The organism is Asanoa sp. NPDC049573, assembly GCF_040676615.1.
Taxonomy (GTDB): domain Bacteria; phylum Actinomycetota; class Actinomycetes; order Mycobacteriales; family Micromonosporaceae; genus Asanoa.
This window is the reverse complement of the sequence record NZ_JBFAPI010000022.1, coordinates 32,003-49,415: the sequence shown is the minus strand read 5'-3', so window position 1 is coordinate 49,415 and position 17,413 is coordinate 32,003. Positions and strand designations below refer to the sequence as shown.

The window sequence follows — 17,413 nt, the reverse complement described above, 5'->3', positions numbered from 1 at the left end:
GTAGCGGGGTGGCGCGTCTTTTTGTGTTCGCTGCCACGTTGACGTCGGCTCACAGCTTCCCCACCGGTGCCGTTTCCTATGCTGGCCGCGTCCGACCGGGGGGAGCGAACAGCGGTGTCCACAATGCCAACCAGAACCTGGGAAGGCATGACCATCCCGGCCCCGGGCCTCTACCGGCTCGACCAGGCGCACAAGCGGGTCGGATTCCTGGCCCGGCACATGATGGTCAGCCCGGTCCGCGGTGAGTTCCGCGAGGCGAGCGCGCAGATCCACGTCGCCGACGACCCGCTCGCGTCATCGGTCAGCGCGACCATCCAAACGGCCAGCCTGACGACACACAACCCGGACCGCGACGTCCACCTGACCAGCCCGGACTTCCTCGATGTGGTGCACTTTCCGACGATGGAATACCGCAGCAACGGGATGACCTGGAAGGGCGCCGACGACCCGATCTTCCAGTGGGCCCGGCTGCGCAACAACAAGCTCAACCGCCGGGCGGCCGTGCCGGAACCGGCCCGCGGCCCGGTCCGTTTCACGCTGCACGGCCACCTGACGGTGCGCGACGTCACCCGCCCCGTCGACCTGCAGGTCGAGTTCGGCGGCGCCCGCCGCGACCCCTACGGCCAGGACATCTTCGGCTTCAGCGCGAGCGCCGAGATCGAGCGCGAAGACTACGGCCTGCTCTGGAACGTCACCCTGGAAAGCGGCGGCGTCCTGGTCGGCAAGACCGTCCACATCGAGATCGCGGGCGAGGCGCTGCGCGCCTAGCCGGCCAGCACCCGCTGGTGGATGGCGGTGACCACGGACCGTGCCGAGACGAACGCGCCGTGCTGCCAGGCGACCTCGTGGCTCAGCCAGTCGCCGGCGAAGTAGACCCGGCCGGAGGGGCGCAGCAGCAGCTGATAGCCCGGAGACGTATAGCGGGGCGAGGTCCAGGCGCCCTCCAGGTATCTGGTCCGGTCCCAGGCCTGCGACCACGACGACGCCAACTCGCTCCGGTATTTCTCGCCATGGATCTTCACGCCCTGTGCCACCGCCCGCGCTTCCCGCTCGGCGTGCGGTAGGGCGCTGTAGGTGCGGGCCGCGGCGCCGGTGTTGTAGTAGCCGACGACCAGACCACGGCGCCCGTGGAAGCCGTACGACGGATACCAGATGTGCTGCAGGTCGAGGTCGGTCTCGGTGATCCCGCCGTAGATCCGGTCGTCCTCCTCCCACCAGCGGCGCCGGTATTCGAGCCCGATCTTCCCGGCGGCGGTGACCCCGAACTCGGACAGCGCCGCGGTGACCGGCGTGCCCAGGTTGTGCGGGATCCGTGCCATCAGGTGCGGCGGCAGCGTCGCCACGCAGTAGTCGGCCCGCACCACCCGGGTGGCGTTTCCCTGCCGGTAGGTCACCGCGACACCGGAGCCGTCGTCGGTCACGTCGGTCACCTCGGCACCGACCTTGATCCGGTGGTGGCCGACGGCCTTCGCCAGCGCCCGCGGGATCTGGTCCATCCCGCCGACCGGCTGGAACATCAGCATCGCCTGGTCATAGCCGAGCTCGAAGGAGAAGTAGCGGCCGACGTTGCTGGCGAACACGTCGGACAGGGCCGGCGGTGCGCCGAGCGGCGTACCCTCGTCGTTTCCGGCTCCTGGGTAGCTCGCGAACCCGCGCCGGCTGCCGCCCGAATAGCCCAAAGTCGCACCGAGCGACCCGAAACCGCGCAGGAACGTGGTCAGCCGCTCCTTGTCCGCCGCGGTCAGTGCCGCGTCCAGCGCACCCTGGTCGGTGGCCTTGGCCAGCAGTTCCGAGACGTAGCCGAAGACGTCTGCCTTGGCGGTGCGGTAGCGCACCGGCGCGGTCATCCCGGCCGACTCGTTGTAGATCAGCGCGTCGGCGTTGGCGTTCGTGAACACCTCGATCGGCACGCCCAGCTCGCGGCAGTAGTCGAGAGTGACCATCCACTGGGCCAGCCGGCCGGGCCCCGCGTTGAGGTAGACGCCGTCGCCGAACCGCGATTTCTGGGTGTGCCCGTCGAGGTCGGTCTGGGTGGTGCCGCCGCGGACGGTGAAGTTGCGGCCGCCGACGATGTCGCGGGCCTCCAGCACGGTGCAGTCGTAACCGGCCTTGCCCAGCTCGTACGCGGTGGCCAGGCCGGCGATGCCGCCGCCGAGGACCAGCACGGCGGCTCGGCCGCGCCCGGTCAGGTGGAAGTCGCCGGGGTTGGGTGCCCGGTAGGCGGGCGCGGCCGCCGCGGCGGCGGTCGGTGCGAGGCCCAGGGCGCCCATGGTCGCGAACATCGCGCCGGCGCCCCCACTCAGACCCACGGCGCGAAGGAATCCTCGGCGGCTGACGGCGGGCGGGATCGGCTGCTGCGTCATGCGTCCCCCTTCGGGAAGATCATCATGACGCGCAGTCTGTAAGGGTCAGATTTCCTCAGCGGCCTTGCCGTGTAACTGACATATTTCGATTCGTCAGCGGGAACCCGCGCAGCCGGCCGGTGGCGTCGCCATCTTGGGCACCGTCTCGATCACGGGGTTGGAGAACACGATCGCCCACTGGCCGGCCGCCTCGTACGCCTTCGGCACCGTGACCTGGATCGAGACCTCGCGGTCGACGGTGGTCAGCACGGTGGCGTCGGCCGTCTCGGCCGAGTGCCAGCAGACCTTGTCGAGCAGGTTGACCAGGTCGGTCGGCGGGAACGTGGGCGCCGGGATGCCGCACGCCAGCGTGATCGCCGGGTCGCCGTAGGCGGCGTTCTGCTCCGTGCCGGCGGTCACCGGGCGCTGCGGCCGGTCGCGCAGGGTCTGGGGCAGTTGCGACAGCAACGCGCGGCACAGCGTCGCGGCCCGCGGCGACAGCGCCGGAGCCGCCATCGTCACGGGTGTGGTCGCCTGTGGGGCCGGGCTGGGGGTCGCCGGTGCGGCCTTCGGGTCGTCGGGCGAGAATCGCCAGACCGACAACAAAACGACGATCAGGGCGAGCGGTAGGGCTACCGCGGTCGCGATCAGCGCGGCCTGGCGGGTCGAACGGTCCACTCAGAGATGCACCACCGAACAGGTGATCGTGCGGGTAATGCCGGGCACGAGCTGCACCCGGGAAACGATCATCTTCCCGAGCTCGTCGAGGGTGTGCGCCTCGGTCAAGGCGATCACCTCGTATGGTCCGGTGACGGCGTCCACCCGGACGACGCCCGGAATATCCGAGATTGACGCGGCCACGTCACGCGCCTTTCCGACCTCGGTCTGGATAAGGATGTACGCCTGGACCACGACCCGTCTCCAATCGCCGCCAACGGCACGAGAAGTGAAACTACCGCAACGGAGCAGGTACCGAACCCGGAGGTTACTGGTGAGTGTGGCGCGCGCGGGCGAGTTCGGGCTGATCGCCCGGGTCACCGCCCGGCTCCAGCCCGGGGCCAGCACCCTGCTCGGTCCCGGCGACGACGCCGCGATCGTCTCCGCGCCGGACGGTCGGGTGGTCGCGTCCACCGACGCCCTGGTCGAAGGACGGCACTTCCGGCGCGACTGGGCCAGCGGCGTCGAAATCGGGCACCGCGCCGCGGCGGCCAACCTGGCCGACATCGCCGCGATGGGCGCCACCCCCACGGCGCTGCTGGTCGCGCTCTGCGCCCCGCCCGGGCTGGACGCACGCTGGGCCGAAGACCTGGCCGACGGGCTGGCGGCCGAGGCGGCCACGGTCGGCGCCGCCGTGGTCGGCGGCGACATGGCCGGCAGCCCGACGCTGACCATCGCGGTGACCGCGCTCGGCGACCTGGGCGGCCGGCGCCCGGTGACCCGCGACGGCGCCCGGGCCGGCGACGTCGTCGCCCTGTGCGGCCGGGTGGGCTACGCAGCCGCCGGCTACACGGTGCTCAGCCGCGGCTTCCGCACCCCGGTGCTGCTGGTCGACGCCTACCGGCGGCCGCGGGTGCCCTACGCCGCCGGGCCGGCCGCCGCCCGGGCCGGGGCCACCGCGATGCTCGACGTCTCCGACGGCCTGCTGCAGGACCTCGGGCACGTGGCGAAGGCCAGCAAGGTGGCCATCGACATCGACCGCGGCGCGTTCGAGGTGCCACCGCAGATGCGCGACGCGGCACAGGCCCTCGGCGTCGATCCCTATCACTGGGTGCTCGCGGGCGGCGACGACCACGCCCTGGCCGCCACGTTCCCGAGAGATCGGAGCCTCCCGGAAGGCTGGCACGAGATCGGCAGGGTCAGCGAGGGTACGGGCGTGACGGTCGACGGCCGGCCGCCCAAGGGTCCGCTCGGCTGGGACCACTTCTCGCAGTAGCGGGGAACCTCGATCGGGCGTCGTGGCAAGAAGGGGTATGACCACGACGACCACGGGAGCCGACACCGGCGCCGACCCGGCGGATCTGGCCGGCATGTTCACCGCCTACGGGCGGGAATTGCTGCGCTACTGCACCCGCCGGGTGGGCGAGCAGGTCGCCGAAGACGTCGTGGCGGAAACGTTTCTCGTCGCGTACGAGCAGCGGTTCCGCTATGACCCCACCCGGGGTGGGCTGTTGCCCTGGCTCTACGGCATCGCCACCAACCTGCTGCGGCGGCATCGCCGCCGCGAGGTCCGCGCGCTGCGGGCGCTCGCCGACACCGAACCCGGCCTGGACGCGGCCGGGGACCGGATCGACGCCGAGCGCACCGTGCGCACGCTGGCCGCCGTGCTCGCCGCGCTCCCCCAGCGGCAGCGCGACGTGCTGCTGCTCTTCGCGGTGGCGGAACTCGACTACGCCGAGATCGCCATGGCGCTCGACATCCCACCCGGGACGGTCCGGTCGGCCCTGCACCGGGCGCGCGCGAAGGTCCGCGCCGCCCTCACCCTTGAAGGAGAAACGCCGTGAACCGCGCTGACCCGGACATCGTCGCCGTGCACGACCTGCCGCCCGGCCTCACCGAGCCCACCGACGAGTCGGTCTCCCGCACCTGGCACACCCTGACCCGGCTGCAGGCACCGCCGGCCCGGACCCGGTTCCGCCGCTGGGTGCCGGTCGCCGCCGCGGTGGTGGTCGCCGGCCTGGCCACGGCCGGGGTGCTGGTCCTACCCGGCGGCGGCGCCGGCCCGGGCGTCCCGGTCGCCGGCGGGCCCGCGACCCCGGCGAATCCCAAGGGCGGCGGTCCGACCGGCGTCGGGCCGTCGGCCGGCGGCGGCAAGATCGAGGCGCCACCCCTCGGTCCGCCGCCGGCGATGGGCGAGAGCACGCCGATCAACGCCCGGCAGTCGCTGGACCGGCTCGCCGCGAAGGCCGCGGGCTCCCCGACCCAGACCGTCCGGCCCGGCCAGTTCGTCTACACCCGGATGTACGGCGTGATCTCGGGCGACAACGCCGGCCAAATGGTCAGCGACGAAACCGAGATCTGGTTCACGCCGGAGGGCATGACGGCCGCCGCGATCACCCGCAACGGCGTCCAGGACCAGTCCGTAGCCGCACCGACCGGGCCGGTCGACCACCCGTCGATCTGGCAGCCGACGCCGGCCTGGCTGGCCGGCCTGCCGACCCAGCCGGCGGCGCTGAAGGCCGAACTGCTGGCCGGTATGGGCGACAACGCCAAGTGGAGCGACGACCACCTGCTGGCCAAGGAGATCGGTGAGCTGCTGGTCAGCTCCGAGACGCTGGTGCCGGCCGGCGTCCGGGTGGCGATGCTCAAGTCGATCAAGAACTGGACGGGCCTGTCGGCCCGGGAGACGGTCTTCGACGGCAAGCGGATCTGGGCGATCCGGCAGACCGAGCAGGCCCGCTTCGACGAGTTGCTCTTCGACCCGGCCACGGGGCGGGCCGTCGGGCGGGCGTCGGGCAGCGGCGACACCGTCGACTACCAGGTCCTCTGGACCCACAAGATCGTCGGGACGGCCGGCGAGCGCTAGGACGTGATCGTCGCGACAGCGGCGGGGGCCGGTTCGACACCGGCCGCCGCCGTACCGTCGTGTCCGTGGAGCATCTGGAGATCCGGCAGTTGCCGTTCACCGCCCCCGAGTCGGTGGGGCTCGTCACCGACCTGTTGGCCGACCTCGGCGCCCGCTACAACAGTTCGGGCGACGACACCCCCGTCGACGCCAGCGAGTTCGACCCGCCCAACGGGGCGTTCCTGGTCGCGTTCCTCGACGGCCGTCCGGTCGGCTGTGCGGGCTGGCGCAGCCACGGCACCGACGGCTCGGAAGCGGAGCTCAAGCGGATGTATACCGCCCCGGCCGGGCGCCGGCGGGGCGTGGCCCGGGCGGTCCTGACGGCCGTCGAGGACTCCGCGCGAGAACACGGCCGCAAGCGGCTGATCCTGGAGTGCGGCACGAAGCAGCCCGAGGCGATTGCCTTCTACACCGCCAACGGGTACGAGCGGATCCCGGACTTCGGCTATTACAAGGGTTACCCGGACGTGCGGTCGTTCGGCCGTACGCTCTGAACACGAGAAGCCGCCGGGTCCACGCGGACCCGGCGGCTGAACGACTCGTCTCGGTCGCGCCTCAGGCGCGCGTGACCTTGCCCGCCTTGATGCAGGAGGTGCAGACCTGCATCTTGCGGGTGTTGCCACCACCGGCCGGGGTGCGCACCGTCTGGATGTTGGGGTTCCAGCGGCGGTTGGTCCGCCGGTGCGAGTGGGAAACGTTGTGGCCGAAGCCCGGCCCCTTGCCACAGACGTCGCACACGCTAGCCACGGGTTACTCCTGGGATTGATTGCTTTGGGGGTTGCCGATGCGACGACGCCGACCGGGCAACCTGACTAGATTACCCGACGCCGGGCGCAGCCAGCGAATCGCCTCCCGCCGCAGCGCGTGGCGGGGTTCACTGGGTGGTATGAGGGTACTGCTCGCCGGCGCCACGGGCGCCATCGGTACGCCGCTGATCCAGCGGCTGGTCGCCTTCGGCCACGAGGTCATCGGCATCACCCGGCTGCTGGCCAACACCCGGCGACTGGAGGCGTTCGGCGCCGAGCCGCTGGTCGCTGACGTGCTGGACCGCGAGGGCCTGCTCCGGGCGGTCTCCGGGATGAAGGCCGACGCCGTGATCAACGAGTGCACCGCGCTGACCAAGCCGCCGCTGCGCTTCCACGACATGGACAAGACCAACGAGTTGCGCAAGACGGGCACCGTCAACCTCATCGCGGCCGCGAAGCAGATGGGCGCGCACCGCTTCCTGACCCAATCGATCGTGTACGGGTACGGGTACGGCGACCACGGCACCCGGGTGCTGACCGAGAGCGACCCGTTCGGTGTCCCGGTGGACGGCCCGGTCGGGCCGATCATGGACGCGTTCCACGAGACCGAGGCCCAGGCGTGCGAGACCGCCGGGCTGGAGGGCGTGGCGCTGCGCTACGGCCTGTTCTACGGCGGCGATCCCGGGACAAAACGGATGATCGACGCGGTACGCAAGCGCCGCCTGCCGGTGATCAAGGGCGGCGGCGGGGAGGCGAACCTGATCCACCTCGACGACGCGGCGGCGGCCACGGTGGCGGCGCTGGAGAAGGGTGCGCCGGGTAGCGCGTACAACATCGTCGATGGCGTCCCCGTCACCTGGGGTGAGTTGCTCGACGAGATGGCCACCCTGGTCGACGCCAAGCCGCCGCTGCGGCTGCCGCCCCAGGTGCTGCGCTTTGCCGCGCCCTACGGCTACACGGCCATGACCACGTCGATGCGGGTCTCCAACGAACGGGCCCAGCACGAGCTGGGCTGGTCGCCGGCGGTGGTCGACTACAAGCAGGGCCTGCGGTTGGTGGCCACCGCCTGACCGGCCGTAGGTCAGACACGGTGAACGCTCTGACCTCCGTGCTCAGAGATCGATCGTCGTCTTGCCGCCGCCATACCGCGTGATGGCCTCCAGGACATCCGCCGCCGGCCGGTCGCCGAAGGTGAGCGACGCGTTGTATGGCGTGCCGTAGAGAAGTTGCAGAATGTCGGCGGGTGCCGAGCCGGCGAGTCCCACCGACCGCGGAAACCGCGCCTTCACGCAGACCCGCTTGTCGATCCCGATCCGCCGGCAATAGACCCGCTCGATCGACGACCACGGCAGCAGATCGGCGGCGAACTGCGGAACCACAGCGCGTTGTCCCCGGACCCGGGTGCTGACCCAGATGCCCTGCGCGTTGAGCGCGAGGATCGGACCACGGCGGCGGTGCTGCACGAGGCGAACGAGAAGGGCGAACGCGGCACCCACGCTGACGGCGGCCACCGGCAACACCAGGGTGCTGCCGGCCAGCAGCACCTCCGAGCCGACCACGGCGACCCAGGTGACCGCCCAGGCGAGGCCGAGCCGGTAAACGTTCATCGCGAATGCGAACGGCTGGTGGTCGGGGATCCTGGCCAGGATTGCCCCCGACCCGCAACCGGGCATTCCGTTACCGACCATCGTGTCGCCTCCGATAGGAGATCAATCGACATGCTAGGTCTTCGCCACCACGCGTGATGTCCCCGAACCGGCAGTGCGCACCGCCCCGCCGGGATCGACGGGGTTGTCGGGGGCAACCGATAGGCTCGGTGCGTGTTGGAGAGCCTCGACGCCGCGGCGCTGCGCCGCTGGTGCGCGGGTGCGTTGGCGGCCCTGCGCCGCCATCAGGGCGAGATCGACGCGCTCAACGTCTACCCGGTGCCCGACGGCGACACCGGCACCAACCTCGTGCTGACGCTGACCTCGGCCAACGAGGCCCTGATCTTCGACCCGGCCGCCGAGGGTGACCCGACCCCACACGGCCAGGTGCTGCGGCTGATGGCCCGCGGCGCGCTGCTGGGCGCCCGCGGCAACTCCGGCGTGATCATCTCGCAGGTGCTGCGCGGGCTGGCCGACGCCACCTCGGCGGTGCCGGTGGTCGACGGGCCGGCACTGGCCCGTGGCCTGCGCGCCGGCGCCGAGGCCGCCTACGGCGCCGTCGCCAACCCGGTCGAGGGCACGATCCTCTCGGTCGCCGCCGCGGCGGCGACAGCCGCCGAGCAGGCCGCCGACTCGGCGACCGACCCGACCACCACCGCCAACCCGATCGAGGACACGCGCCTCTCGGCCGCCGCCCGAGTCACGGCCGTCGGCTTGCCCATCAGGGCCGGCTCGCTGGCCGAGGTGGCCCGGGCGGCGTCCGGCGCCGCGGCCGCGGCGCTGGCCAGGACCCCGGAACAGTTGCCCGCCCTGGCCCGGGCCGGGGTGGTCGACGCCGGCGGGCGCGGGCTCTGTGTGCTGCTCGACGCCCTGGTCGAGGTGGTCACCGGCGAGGCCCGGGTCGAGCCGCTGCCGGCGCCCCGGCCGCGCACCAACCGGCCGCTGGTCGCGGCCCGGGAGAGTGGCTCGGCCGAGTTCGACTACGAGGTGCAGTTCCTGCTCGACGCCGCCGAGCCGGCCGTCGAGAAACTCCGTTCCCGGCTCGCCGAGCTCGGCGACTCGCTCGTCGTGGTCGGCACCGGCGAGGGCGACGAGTCCACCTGGAACGTGCACGTCCACGTCAACGACGTCGGCGCCGCGCTCGAGGTCGGCGTCGAGGCGGGCCGCCCGCACCGCATCACCGTGACCCGCTTCGCCGACCAGGCCGTCCCCGACGGGCCCGACCGCGCGGTCGTCGTGGTCGCCGCCGGCGACGGCATCGCCGCGCTCTTCGCCGCCGAGGGCGCGGCCGTGGTGGCCGCCAACCCGTCGACCCGCGAGCTGCTCGCGGCGATCACCGCCACCGGTGCCGCCCACGTCGTGGTGCTGCCCAACGACCCCAACACCCAGCCGGTGGCCGCGGCCGCCGCGCGCGAGGCGACGGCGGCGGTCCGGGTGCTGCCCACCCGCTCGCCCGTGCAGGCGCTGGCCGCGCTGGCGGTGCGCGACCCGGCGCGCGAGTTCGACGACGACGTGATCGAGATGGCCAAGGCGGCCGGCGCCTGCCGCTACGCCGAGGTCTGCTACGCCAGCCGCGACGCGCTGACCGTCGCGGGCCCGTGCCGGCGCGGCGACGTGCTCGCGCTCGTCGAGGGCGAGGTCCACCTGATCGGCACCGACCTGGCCGAGACCTGCCGTGAGCTGCTCGACCGGCTGCTCGGCGGCGGCGGCGAGCTGGTCACCCTGCTCACCGGCGCGGGTGCGCCGGCCGGGCTGGCCGATGCGCTGCGCGCGCACGCCGCCGCGCACTGGCCGTTCGTCGAGGTGCACACCTACACCGGGGGGCACCCGCACTATCCGCTGCTGGTGGGCGTCGAATGACCACTCTGGACGATCCGCTCAAGAAGGTGCTCGGCGACAAGACCGCCAAGGCCCTCGACAAGCACCTCGACCTGCGCACCGTCGGCGACCTGATCTACCACTTCCCGCGCCGCTACGACGAGCGCGGCGAGCACACCGACATCCGCTCGCTGTCGGTCGGCGAAGACGTCACGGTGCTCGGCCAGGTGCGCCGGGCCACCACCCGGCCGATGCGCCAGCGCAGCGGCAAGCTGCTCGAGGTGCTGGTCGAAGACGGCGCGGGCGGCGTGCTCACGCTGACCTTCTTCAACCAGGCCTGGCGCGAGCGCGACCTGCGGCCGGGGCGGTGGGGCCTGTTCGCCGGCAAGGTCACCGAGTTCCGCGGCAAGCGCCAGCTCAACGGCCCCGACTACATGCTGCTCGGCGACGAGGGCGAGGTCTCCGACGAGATCGAAGAGTTCGCCGGCGCGCTGATCCCGGTCTACCCGGCCGCCGGCGCCGTGCCGACCTGGACGATCGCCCGCTGCGTGCGGGTCGTGCTCGACACCCTGGCGCCGGTCGACGACGTGCTGCCGGCGACCGTGCGGGCGACCCGCCACCTGCTGCCCCTCGACGCCGCGCTGCGCGAGATCCACCGCCCCGGCTCCCGAGAAGACCTGGCCAAGGCCCGCCGCCGGCTCAAGTGGGACGAGGCCTTCGCCGTGCAACTCACCCTGGTGCAGCGCAAGCGCCGGTCGTCGGCGCTGCCGGCCCGGCCGCGCCCGGCGACCCCCGACGGCCTGCTGTCGACGTTCGACAGCCGGCTGCCCTACGAACTGACCGAGGGCCAGCGGCGGGTCGGCGTCGAGATCGCCGCCGACCTGGCCACCGCACACCCCATGCACCGGCTGCTGCAGGGCGAGGTCGGCTCCGGCAAGACGGTCTGCGCGCTGCGGGCGATGCTGCAGGTGGTCGACGCCGGCGGGCAGGCCGCCCTGCTGGCGCCCACCGAGGTCCTGGCCGCCCAGCACTTCCGCGGCATCTCGGCCCTGCTCGGCCCGCTGGGCCGCGCCGGCGAACTCGACGGCGACCCGGCCGGCACCCGGGTCACGCTGGTGACCGGCTCGCAGGGCGCGGCCGCCCGCCGGGCCGCCGCGGCCGACGTCTCCACCGGCACCGCGGGCCTGGTCATCGGCACCCACGCCCTGCTCTACGAGGGTGTCGAGTTCAACGACCTCGGCCTGGTCGTGGTCGACGAGCAGCACCGGTTCGGCGTCGAGCAGCGCGACGCCCTGCGGGCCAAGGCCGACCAGCCGCCGCACACGCTGGTGATGACGGCGACGCCGATCCCGCGCACGGTGGCCATGACGGTCTACGGCGACCTCGAGGTATCGACCCTCTCCCAACTGCCCGGCGGCAGATCGCCGATCGCGTCCCACGTCGTCCCCGCGGCCGACAAGCCCGCGTTCCTCGACCGGGCCTGGCGCCGGCTGCGCGAAGAGGTCGAGGCCGGTCACCAGGCCTACGTGGTCTGCCCGCGGATCGGCGACGGCTCCGCGACCGACAGCGAGGAGCCACCGCCCGACGACGACGGCTCGGCCCGCCGCCCACCGCTGGCCGTGACCGAGGTGGCGCCGCTGCTGGCCGAGGGCCCGTTGCACGGCCTGCGGATCGGCGTCCTGCACGGGCGCCTGCCGGCCGACGAGAAAGACGCGGTCATGCGCTCCTACGCGGCCGGCGACCTCGACGTGCTGGTGGCCACCACGGTGGTCGAGGTCGGCGTCGACGTACCCAACGCGACGGTGATGATCGTGCTCGACGCCGACCGCTTCGGCGTGTCCCAACTGCACCAACTCCGCGGCCGCGTCGGCCGTGGCTCGGCCGCGGGCCTGTGCCTGCTGGTGACCGAGGCGGTCGAGGGCTCCGCCGCCCGCGAACGGCTCGACGCGGTCGCCTCGACCACCGACGGCTTCAAGTTGGCCGAACTCGACCTGGAGCAACGCCACGAGGGCGACGTGCTCGGCGCCACCCAGTCCGGCCGCCGCTCCCACCTGCGCCTGCTCTCGCTCCGCAAAGACGCGCAACTGATCGGCGAGGCCCGCCTGGAGGCGATCGCGCTGACCGACGACGACCCGGAACTGACCGCGCACCCCGCGCTGGCCCGCTCGATCGCCCTCCTGGTCGACGAGGAACGCGCCGAATACCTGGAGAAGGGCTAGCGACCGACCAGGCCGCGTGGTGCCAGGGCCAAGAACACCGGGCCGCGCTGCCCGCACGCCGCAGCGGCCGGGTCGTGGGCGGGCGGTGGCTTCGGCCGGCGCACGCCGCGACAACGGGGCGGACCCGGCCTAGGCTGCGGTGCCATGGATGAGTGCCCTGTCTGTGCCAAGCATCGCGGTGAAGGGCCGCTGTTCGGGCCCGAAATCTGGCGCGACGACATCGTCGCGGTCTCGCACCTGCCGGCCCGTGAGGGGCCGGTGCTGCTGGGCTATCTGTTCGTCGAGCCGCTGCGGCACGCGCCCCATCTCGACGACCTGACCGACGTGGAGGCTTCTGCCGTGGGCAGCGCCGCGCGGCGGGCGGCGATCGGGCTGCGCGCCGAACTCGACGCCGAACACATCTTCTCCGCCATCATCGGCAGCGCCGTGCCGCACTTCCACCAGCACGTGTTCCCGCGCTACCGGGGCACGCCCGCCGAGACGCCCTGGTATGCCAGCAACGGGTGGCCGGAGGCGCCGCGGGGCGGCGATCCGGAGATCGCCGCCCTGGTCGATCGGCTGCGGCCCTACTTCACCGCGGTCTAGGGCCTAGTGCAGGCCGCTGCCGCGGCGGAGGGCGGTGCGGATCAGGCGGTCGACCAGCTTCGGGTATTCCAGGCCGCTGGCCGCCCACATGCGCGGGAACATCGACGTCGCGGTGAAGCCGGGCATCGTGTTTATCTCGTTGAGCAGGACCTCGCCGGCGTCGGTGACGAAGAAGTCGACGCGAGCCAGGCCGGCGCAGTCGAGGGCGGCGAAGGTGCGCACCGCGTAGTCCTGCACCGTGCGGGTCAGGCTTTCCGGCAACCCGGCCGGGATGTCGTATTCGCAGTCTTCGCCGAGGTATTTGGCCTCGAAGTCGTAGAAGTCGTGGCCGCCGCCGGTCACCCGGATCTCGGCCAGCAGCGACGCCTCCGCGGTGCCGCCGGCCTCGGCCTCGAGCACTCCGCACTCGATCTCGCGGCCCACGATCGCCGACTCGACCAGCACCTTCGGGTCGATCTGGCGCGCGGTGGCGATCGCCGCGTCGAGGTCGGCCCAGTCGGTGACCCGGGTGATGCCGTACGACGAACCGGCCCGCGACGGCTTGACGAACACCGGCAGGCCGAGCCGCTCCTTGTCGGCCTCGCTCAGCGAGACACCGTTGCGCAGCACCGCGTACGGCCCGGTCGGGATGCCCTCGGCCGCTGCCAGCTTCTTGGTGAACTCCTTGTCCATGGCCGCCGCGCTGGCGAACACGTTGGCGCCCACGTAGGGAATGCCGGCCATCTCCAGCAGGCCCTGGATGGTGCCGTCCTCGCCGTAGGCGCCGTGCAGCGCCGGGAAGACCACGTCGACGTCGCCGAGCGCGCTGAGCCCGCGGGACGGCTCGACCACCATCAGCCCGTGCGAGGTCGGGTCGCCGGGCAGCACGACCGCGGTGCCGGCGCTCGCCGTGACCTCGGGCAGCCGCGCACCTTCGATCGCCAGCGCGCTGGGATCACCGTCGGTGAGCACCCACTGACCTTCGCGGGTGATCCCGACCGGGATCACCTCGTATTGGTCGGGGTCCAGGACCCGCAGAATGCTGCCCGCGCTGACGGCCGAAATCGCGTGCTCGGTGCTGCGGCCGCCGAACACGACCGCGACGCGGATCTTGTTAGGTCTCGTCACAGGTCAGGACCCTACTCTGCCGGAGCGCGCGAGACCGGCTGCTCCGCCGATCACGCTGCGTGTGCGCAGTTTTCCGAAGCGCACGCCGGGGAACGTTGCGCCCATGACGATGTGGGAGTACGCGCTGCTGATCCGCCGGCGGGCGGCGCGGATCGACGCTGCCGGCTGGGAGGTCACCTTCCACTGGTACGGGCCGGACGGCTCGATGCTCGACGTCACGCCGCTCGGTGACACCGCCCTGACCCACCTCAACAACGCCGGCCGCGAGGGCTGGGACCTGGTGTCGGTGAGCGAGGACCCGAGCATGGAAGGCATCAACGAACTGCACCGCTACCACCTGAAACGCCCGATCGCCGTGCCCGCGCAACGGGCCCGCCTCGGCTCCGGCGGCCGCGGCGTCCGACGGCCGCGCGAATAGGACTCAGGCGTCCAATGCCGCGGTGATGTCGGCGACCAGGTCGGCCGCGTCCTCGATGCCGCACGAGAGCCGCACGAAGCCCGGCGCCGTGTCGTCGCCCCACTGCTCCCGCCGGTCGGCGCTGGTGTGCACGCCGCCGAACGAGGTCGCGGCCGCGACCAACCGCGACGCCGACAGGAACCGGGCCACCCGCTCCGCCGAACCGAGGTCGAACGCGACGACACCGGGAATCCGGCGCATCTGCCGCGACGCGACGGCGTACGACGGATCGCTCGGCAGCCCCGGCCACCGCAGCCCGGTGACGTCGGGGCGCGCCGCCAGCGCCGCCACCACCGCGGCCGCGTTGGACGACTGGCGGGCCAGCCGCACGTCGAGCGTCAGCAGCGACCGGTGCGCCAGCCACGCGTCGAAGGCGCCCGGAATCGAGCCGGTGAGGGTGCGCCACGAGGTCAGCGACTCCAGCAGCGCCGTCGAGCGGGTCGTCACGTACCCCAGCAGCAGGTCTGAATGTCCGGTCAGCGCCTTGGTCCCGGACGCCAGCGAGATGTCGGCCCCGAGGTCCAGCGGGCGCTGACCGAGCGGCGTCGCGGTGGTGTTGTCGACCGCGACCAACGCACCGGCCGCGTGCGCCTCCGAGGCCAGCGAGGCGATGTCACACACGTCGAGGCCCGGGTTGGCCGGCGTCTCCAGCAGCACCAACCGCACGCCCGCGTAGGACGGGTGCGGCCCGGCGGTGGGTGCGAACGAGACCTTGACCCCCAGCTCCGAGAGCGCCGACGTGGCGAAGCCGCGGACCGGGTAGTAGCCGTCGGTGGGCAGCACCACGTGGTCGCCGGGCCGCAGGATCGACAGCAGCACCGCGGACACCGCCGCCTGGCCGCTCGCGAAGGCCAGCGCCGAACCGCCCTCCAGTTCGCCGATCGCCGCCTCCAGCAGCCGCCGGGTGCGGTTGTCGGGCCGCCCGTAGCCGTTGGGCGTCGCGGCCGGGCCGGCCACGGGGTCGAGGTGGTAGGGGGCCGCGAACACCGGGCCGGGCAGGAAGGGCTCACCCGGAACCGCGGGCGGCAGGCCCGCGTGCACGGATCGGGTGCCGTCGCCGTACTCGCTCAATTCACTCGGCTTTCGTGGTGCGGGTCATCAGGATCGTCAGCGCCTCGCGAGGGTCGGCGCCCTCGTGGCAGACCCGCTCGACCTGTTCGGTGATCGGCATCTCCACGTCGTTCTTGCGGGCCAGGTCGCGGATCGCGAGGCAGCTCTTGACGCCCTCGGCGGTCTGCCCCACGGCGGCCTGCGCCTGCTCCAGCGTCTCGCCCCGGCCGAGCCGCTCGCCGAACGTGCGGTTGCGGGAGAACGGCGAGTGGCAGGTGCCGACGAGGTCGCCCAGGCCGGAGAGGCCGGCGAAGGTGAGCGGGTCGGCGCCGAGCGCGACGCCCAGCCGGGCCGTCTCGGCGAGGCCGCGGGTGATCAGCGTGGCCTTGATGTTGTCGCCGAGCCGCATCGCCTCGGCGATGCCGTAGGCCAGCGCGATCACGTTCTTCACCGCGCCACCCAACTCCGCGCCGACCACGTCGTCGTTGGTGTAGGGCCGCATGTAGGGCGTGGTGATCGCGTTCTGCACCAGCGTCGCGCGCCGGATGTCGGTGCCGGCCACCACGGTCGCCGCGGGCTGCCCGAGGGCGATCTCCGGCGCCAGGTTGGGCCCGGAGACCACCACCACCCGGTCGGCCGGCACCTGGGCCGCCTCGATCACCACCTCGCTCATCCGCTTGGTGGTGCCGAGTTCGATGCCCTTCATCAGCGATACCAGGGTCGCGTCGGAGTCGATCGCGCCCCGCCAGTCGGCCAGGTTGCCGCGCAACGTCTGGGACGGCACGGCGAGCACGACGATCTCGGCACCGTCGAGCGCCTTGCCGGCGTCGGCGGTCGCGGTGACCCGCTCGGGCAGGCGTACGTCCGGGAAGTAGTCGGGGTTGCGGCCCGTCTCGCGGATGCCGGTGGCCACCGCCTCGCGGCGGGACCAGATCGTCACGTCACGACCAGCCTCACCGAGGATCTTGGCGAACGCCGTGCCCCACGAGCCCGCGCCGAGTACGGCCACGTGGCTCATACCGGCTCCCCGTTGGGCACGACGGGTGCGGCGCCGTTGGACTTGCGCGGCGGCGACCAGAGCGGCGGCGGGTCGGTCACGCCGCGCATCTCGGCCAGCATGTCGCGCAGGCGCAGCATGATCTCCTCGGTCATGGCGTCGAGCGTCGGCCGGGTCGGCGCCGCGCCGGCCCACCTGGTCAGGTCGACCGGCGGGCCGGCGTTGACCCGCACCGGGATCCGCGGCCGCAGGCCGACCTTGTGGGTACGCGGGTCGAACATCGCCTGCGGCCCGTCCATCACGATCGGGATCACCGGCGCGCCGGTGGTCAGGGCCAGCCGGGCGGCACCGGTCTTGCCCTTCATCGGCCACAGGTCGGGTTCCTTGGTGGTGGTGCCCTCGGGGTAGATGATCACCGAGCTGCCGTCTTTGACGGCCGTGACCAGCGAGTCCAGCGACCGCGCGGCGTCGACCGTGCCGCGCTCGACCGCGATCTGCTGGCACCGCGAGATGATGTAGCCGACCACCGGCGCCCGGAACACGCTGGCCTTGGCCAGGAAGCTCGGCCACCGGCCGGCGTCGTAGAGGTAGTGACCGACGACCACCGGATCGGCGTGCGAGAGGTGGTTGGCCACGATGATCGCGCCGCCGGTCGCCGGGATGTGCTCCATCCCGGTCCAGGTGCGCTTGGTCCAGCCGGTCAGCACCGGCTTGACGAGGACGACCACGAACCGCCGCCAGAAACCCAGCCTCCGCCGTGCCACCCTGCCTCCTCCGGCCACCCGCCAACCGCGCCCGCCAGCGCGGCCCGCAGCGAAATCATGCCTGCTCGGGCCGGCCGAGGGCCACCCGGAGGGTGCGTGCGGGCCTGGCACGATATGCGG

Annotated in this window: 19 protein-coding genes; 10 read left to right on the top strand and 9 right to left on the bottom strand. The window is 72.6% G+C overall.

All coding sequences use genetic code 11. The features are described 5' to 3' along the window. Positions 1–123: 123 nt before the first annotated feature. Positions 124–768 carry a YceI family protein gene (locus AB0J74_RS33575; RefSeq protein WP_363455428.1) on the top strand — a complete coding sequence of 215 codons (645 nt, stop codon included), beginning with the start codon at positions 124–126 and terminating at the stop codon, positions 766–768. Here AB0J74_RS33575 and AB0J74_RS33570 read toward each other — a convergent pair. From AB0J74_RS33570 to AB0J74_RS33560, 3 genes are all read right to left on the bottom strand, one after another. Continuing rightward, positions 765–2,363: an FAD-dependent oxidoreductase gene (locus AB0J74_RS33570; RefSeq protein WP_363455425.1), complete on the bottom strand. Its 1,599-nt coding sequence runs from the start codon at positions 2,361–2,363 to the stop codon at positions 765–767. The two genes, AB0J74_RS33575 and AB0J74_RS33570, sit on opposite strands and share 4 nt — an antisense overlap. A 93-nt stretch (positions 2,364–2,456) precedes the next feature. Continuing rightward, positions 2,457–3,020, bottom strand: coding sequence for a DUF3515 family protein (locus AB0J74_RS33565; RefSeq protein WP_363455422.1), 564 nt, complete (start codon positions 3,018–3,020; stop codon positions 2,457–2,459). Next, entirely contained in the window at positions 3,021–3,254 is a 234-nt protein-coding gene (locus tag AB0J74_RS33560; RefSeq protein ID WP_089254975.1) for an Lrp/AsnC ligand binding domain-containing protein, read from the bottom strand. Positions 3,255–3,333: 79 nt separating this feature from the next. Between AB0J74_RS33560 and AB0J74_RS33555 the strand changes: the two genes are divergently transcribed. The 4 genes from AB0J74_RS33555 (at position 3,334) to AB0J74_RS33540 (ending at position 6,398) form a co-directional block, all read left to right on the top strand. Continuing rightward, on the top strand, positions 3,334–4,275 hold the full coding sequence (locus AB0J74_RS33555) for a thiamine-phosphate kinase (protein WP_363455418.1): 942 nt from the start codon (positions 3,334–3,336) through the stop codon (positions 4,273–4,275). A 37-nt stretch (positions 4,276–4,312) separates the two neighbouring features. Beyond that, positions 4,313–4,843, top strand: coding sequence for a sigma-70 family RNA polymerase sigma factor (locus AB0J74_RS33550; protein ID WP_363455415.1), 531 nt, complete (start codon positions 4,313–4,315; stop codon positions 4,841–4,843). Further along, the gene (locus tag AB0J74_RS33545; protein ID WP_363455412.1) at positions 4,840–5,865 is read left to right on the top strand and encodes a hypothetical protein; all 1,026 of its coding nucleotides are present in this window, start codon (positions 4,840–4,842) and stop codon (positions 5,863–5,865) included. The genes AB0J74_RS33550 and AB0J74_RS33545 overlap by 4 nt, the downstream gene beginning before the upstream one ends. Before the next feature lie 65 nt (positions 5,866–5,930). Continuing rightward, positions 5,931–6,398: a GNAT family N-acetyltransferase gene (locus AB0J74_RS33540; RefSeq protein WP_363455410.1), complete on the top strand. Its 468-nt coding sequence runs from the start codon at positions 5,931–5,933 to the stop codon at positions 6,396–6,398. Between the two features lie 61 nt (positions 6,399–6,459). Here the strand turns inward: AB0J74_RS33540 and rpmB are convergent, their stop codons facing one another. Then, entirely contained in the window at positions 6,460–6,651 is a 192-nt protein-coding gene (gene rpmB / locus AB0J74_RS33535) for a 50S ribosomal protein L28 (RefSeq protein ID WP_089254979.1), read from the bottom strand. A 139-nt stretch (positions 6,652–6,790) separates the two neighbouring features. On the opposite strand from rpmB, the gene AB0J74_RS33530 reads away from it, so the two are divergent. Continuing rightward, positions 6,791–7,720, top strand: a complete 930-nt coding sequence (locus tag AB0J74_RS33530; RefSeq protein ID WP_363455407.1) for an NAD(P)-dependent oxidoreductase — start codon at positions 6,791–6,793, stop codon at positions 7,718–7,720. A 42-nt stretch (positions 7,721–7,762) separates the two neighbouring features. Here the strand turns inward: AB0J74_RS33530 and AB0J74_RS33525 are convergent, their stop codons facing one another. Then, positions 7,763–8,257 (bottom strand): hypothetical protein, encoded by a 495-nt coding sequence (locus tag AB0J74_RS33525; RefSeq protein ID WP_363455404.1) that lies wholly within the window; start codon positions 8,255–8,257, stop codon positions 7,763–7,765. 213 nt (positions 8,258–8,470) lie between these two features. On the opposite strand from AB0J74_RS33525, the gene AB0J74_RS33520 reads away from it, so the two are divergent. From AB0J74_RS33520 to AB0J74_RS33510, 3 genes are all read left to right on the top strand, one after another. Next, entirely contained in the window at positions 8,471–10,156 is a 1,686-nt protein-coding gene (locus AB0J74_RS33520) for a DAK2 domain-containing protein (protein ID WP_363455401.1), read from the top strand. Continuing rightward, positions 10,153–12,333, top strand: a complete 2,181-nt coding sequence (recG, locus tag AB0J74_RS33515; RefSeq protein WP_363455398.1) for an ATP-dependent DNA helicase RecG — start codon at positions 10,153–10,155, stop codon at positions 12,331–12,333. Before AB0J74_RS33520 ends, recG begins: the two co-directional genes overlap by 4 nt. A 144-nt stretch (positions 12,334–12,477) precedes the next feature. After that, entirely contained in the window at positions 12,478–12,918 is a 441-nt protein-coding gene (locus tag AB0J74_RS33510; protein WP_363455395.1) for an HIT domain-containing protein, read from the top strand. A gap of 3 nt (positions 12,919–12,921) precedes the next feature. Here AB0J74_RS33510 and AB0J74_RS33505 read toward each other — a convergent pair whose 3' ends face one another. Beyond that, positions 12,922–14,025, bottom strand: coding sequence for a D-alanine--D-alanine ligase family protein (locus tag AB0J74_RS33505; RefSeq protein ID WP_363455392.1), 1,104 nt, complete (start codon positions 14,023–14,025; stop codon positions 12,922–12,924). Positions 14,026–14,128: 103 nt separating this feature from the next. On the opposite strand from AB0J74_RS33505, the gene AB0J74_RS33500 reads away from it, so the two are divergent. Further along, a complete protein-coding gene (locus tag AB0J74_RS33500) occupies positions 14,129–14,443 on the top strand; it encodes a hypothetical protein (protein WP_363455390.1) in 315 nt (104 codons plus the stop codon). A 3-nt stretch (positions 14,444–14,446) separates the two neighbouring features. Here AB0J74_RS33500 and AB0J74_RS33495 read toward each other — a convergent pair whose 3' ends face one another. Genes AB0J74_RS33495 through AB0J74_RS33485 form a run of 3 tightly spaced genes read right to left on the bottom strand, consistent with a single transcriptional unit; the run spans position 14,447 to position 17,293 of the window. Beyond that, positions 14,447–15,553 (bottom strand): cystathionine gamma-lyase, encoded by a 1,107-nt coding sequence (locus tag AB0J74_RS33495; RefSeq protein WP_363455388.1) that lies wholly within the window; start codon positions 15,551–15,553, stop codon positions 14,447–14,449. Position 15,554: 1 nt separating this feature from the next. After that, positions 15,555–16,550 (bottom strand): NAD(P)H-dependent glycerol-3-phosphate dehydrogenase, encoded by a 996-nt coding sequence (locus AB0J74_RS33490; protein ID WP_363455385.1) that lies wholly within the window; start codon positions 16,548–16,550, stop codon positions 15,555–15,557. Then, complete coding sequence (locus AB0J74_RS33485; RefSeq protein ID WP_363455381.1) at positions 16,547–17,293, bottom strand: lysophospholipid acyltransferase family protein; 747 nt, start codon at positions 17,291–17,293, stop codon at positions 16,547–16,549. Before AB0J74_RS33485 ends, AB0J74_RS33490 begins: the two co-directional genes overlap by 4 nt. Positions 17,294–17,413 lie beyond the last annotated feature (120 nt).

Coding starts and splice junctions, on each gene's coding strand:
- AB0J74_RS33550 (WP_363455415.1), top strand. CDS start 4,313: ATGACCACGACGACCACGGGAGCCGACACCGGCGCCGACCCGGCGGAT.
- AB0J74_RS33575 (WP_363455428.1), top strand. CDS start 124: ATGCCAACCAGAACCTGGGAAGGCATGACCATCCCGGCCCCGGGCCTC.
- AB0J74_RS33510 (WP_363455395.1), top strand. CDS start 12,478: ATGGATGAGTGCCCTGTCTGTGCCAAGCATCGCGGTGAAGGGCCGCTG.
- AB0J74_RS33570 (WP_363455425.1), bottom strand. CDS start 2,363: ATGACGCAGCAGCCGATCCCGCCCGCCGTCAGCCGCCGAGGATTCCTT.
- AB0J74_RS33500 (WP_363455390.1), top strand. CDS start 14,129: ATGACGATGTGGGAGTACGCGCTGCTGATCCGCCGGCGGGCGGCGCGG.
- AB0J74_RS33490 (WP_363455385.1), bottom strand. CDS start 16,550: ATGAGCCACGTGGCCGTACTCGGCGCGGGCTCGTGGGGCACGGCGTTC.
- AB0J74_RS33525 (WP_363455404.1), bottom strand. CDS start 8,257: ATGAACGTTTACCGGCTCGGCCTCGCCTGGGCGGTCACCTGGGTCGCC.
- recG (WP_363455398.1), top strand. CDS start 10,153: ATGACCACTCTGGACGATCCGCTCAAGAAGGTGCTCGGCGACAAGACC.
- AB0J74_RS33530 (WP_363455407.1), top strand. CDS start 6,791: ATGAGGGTACTGCTCGCCGGCGCCACGGGCGCCATCGGTACGCCGCTG.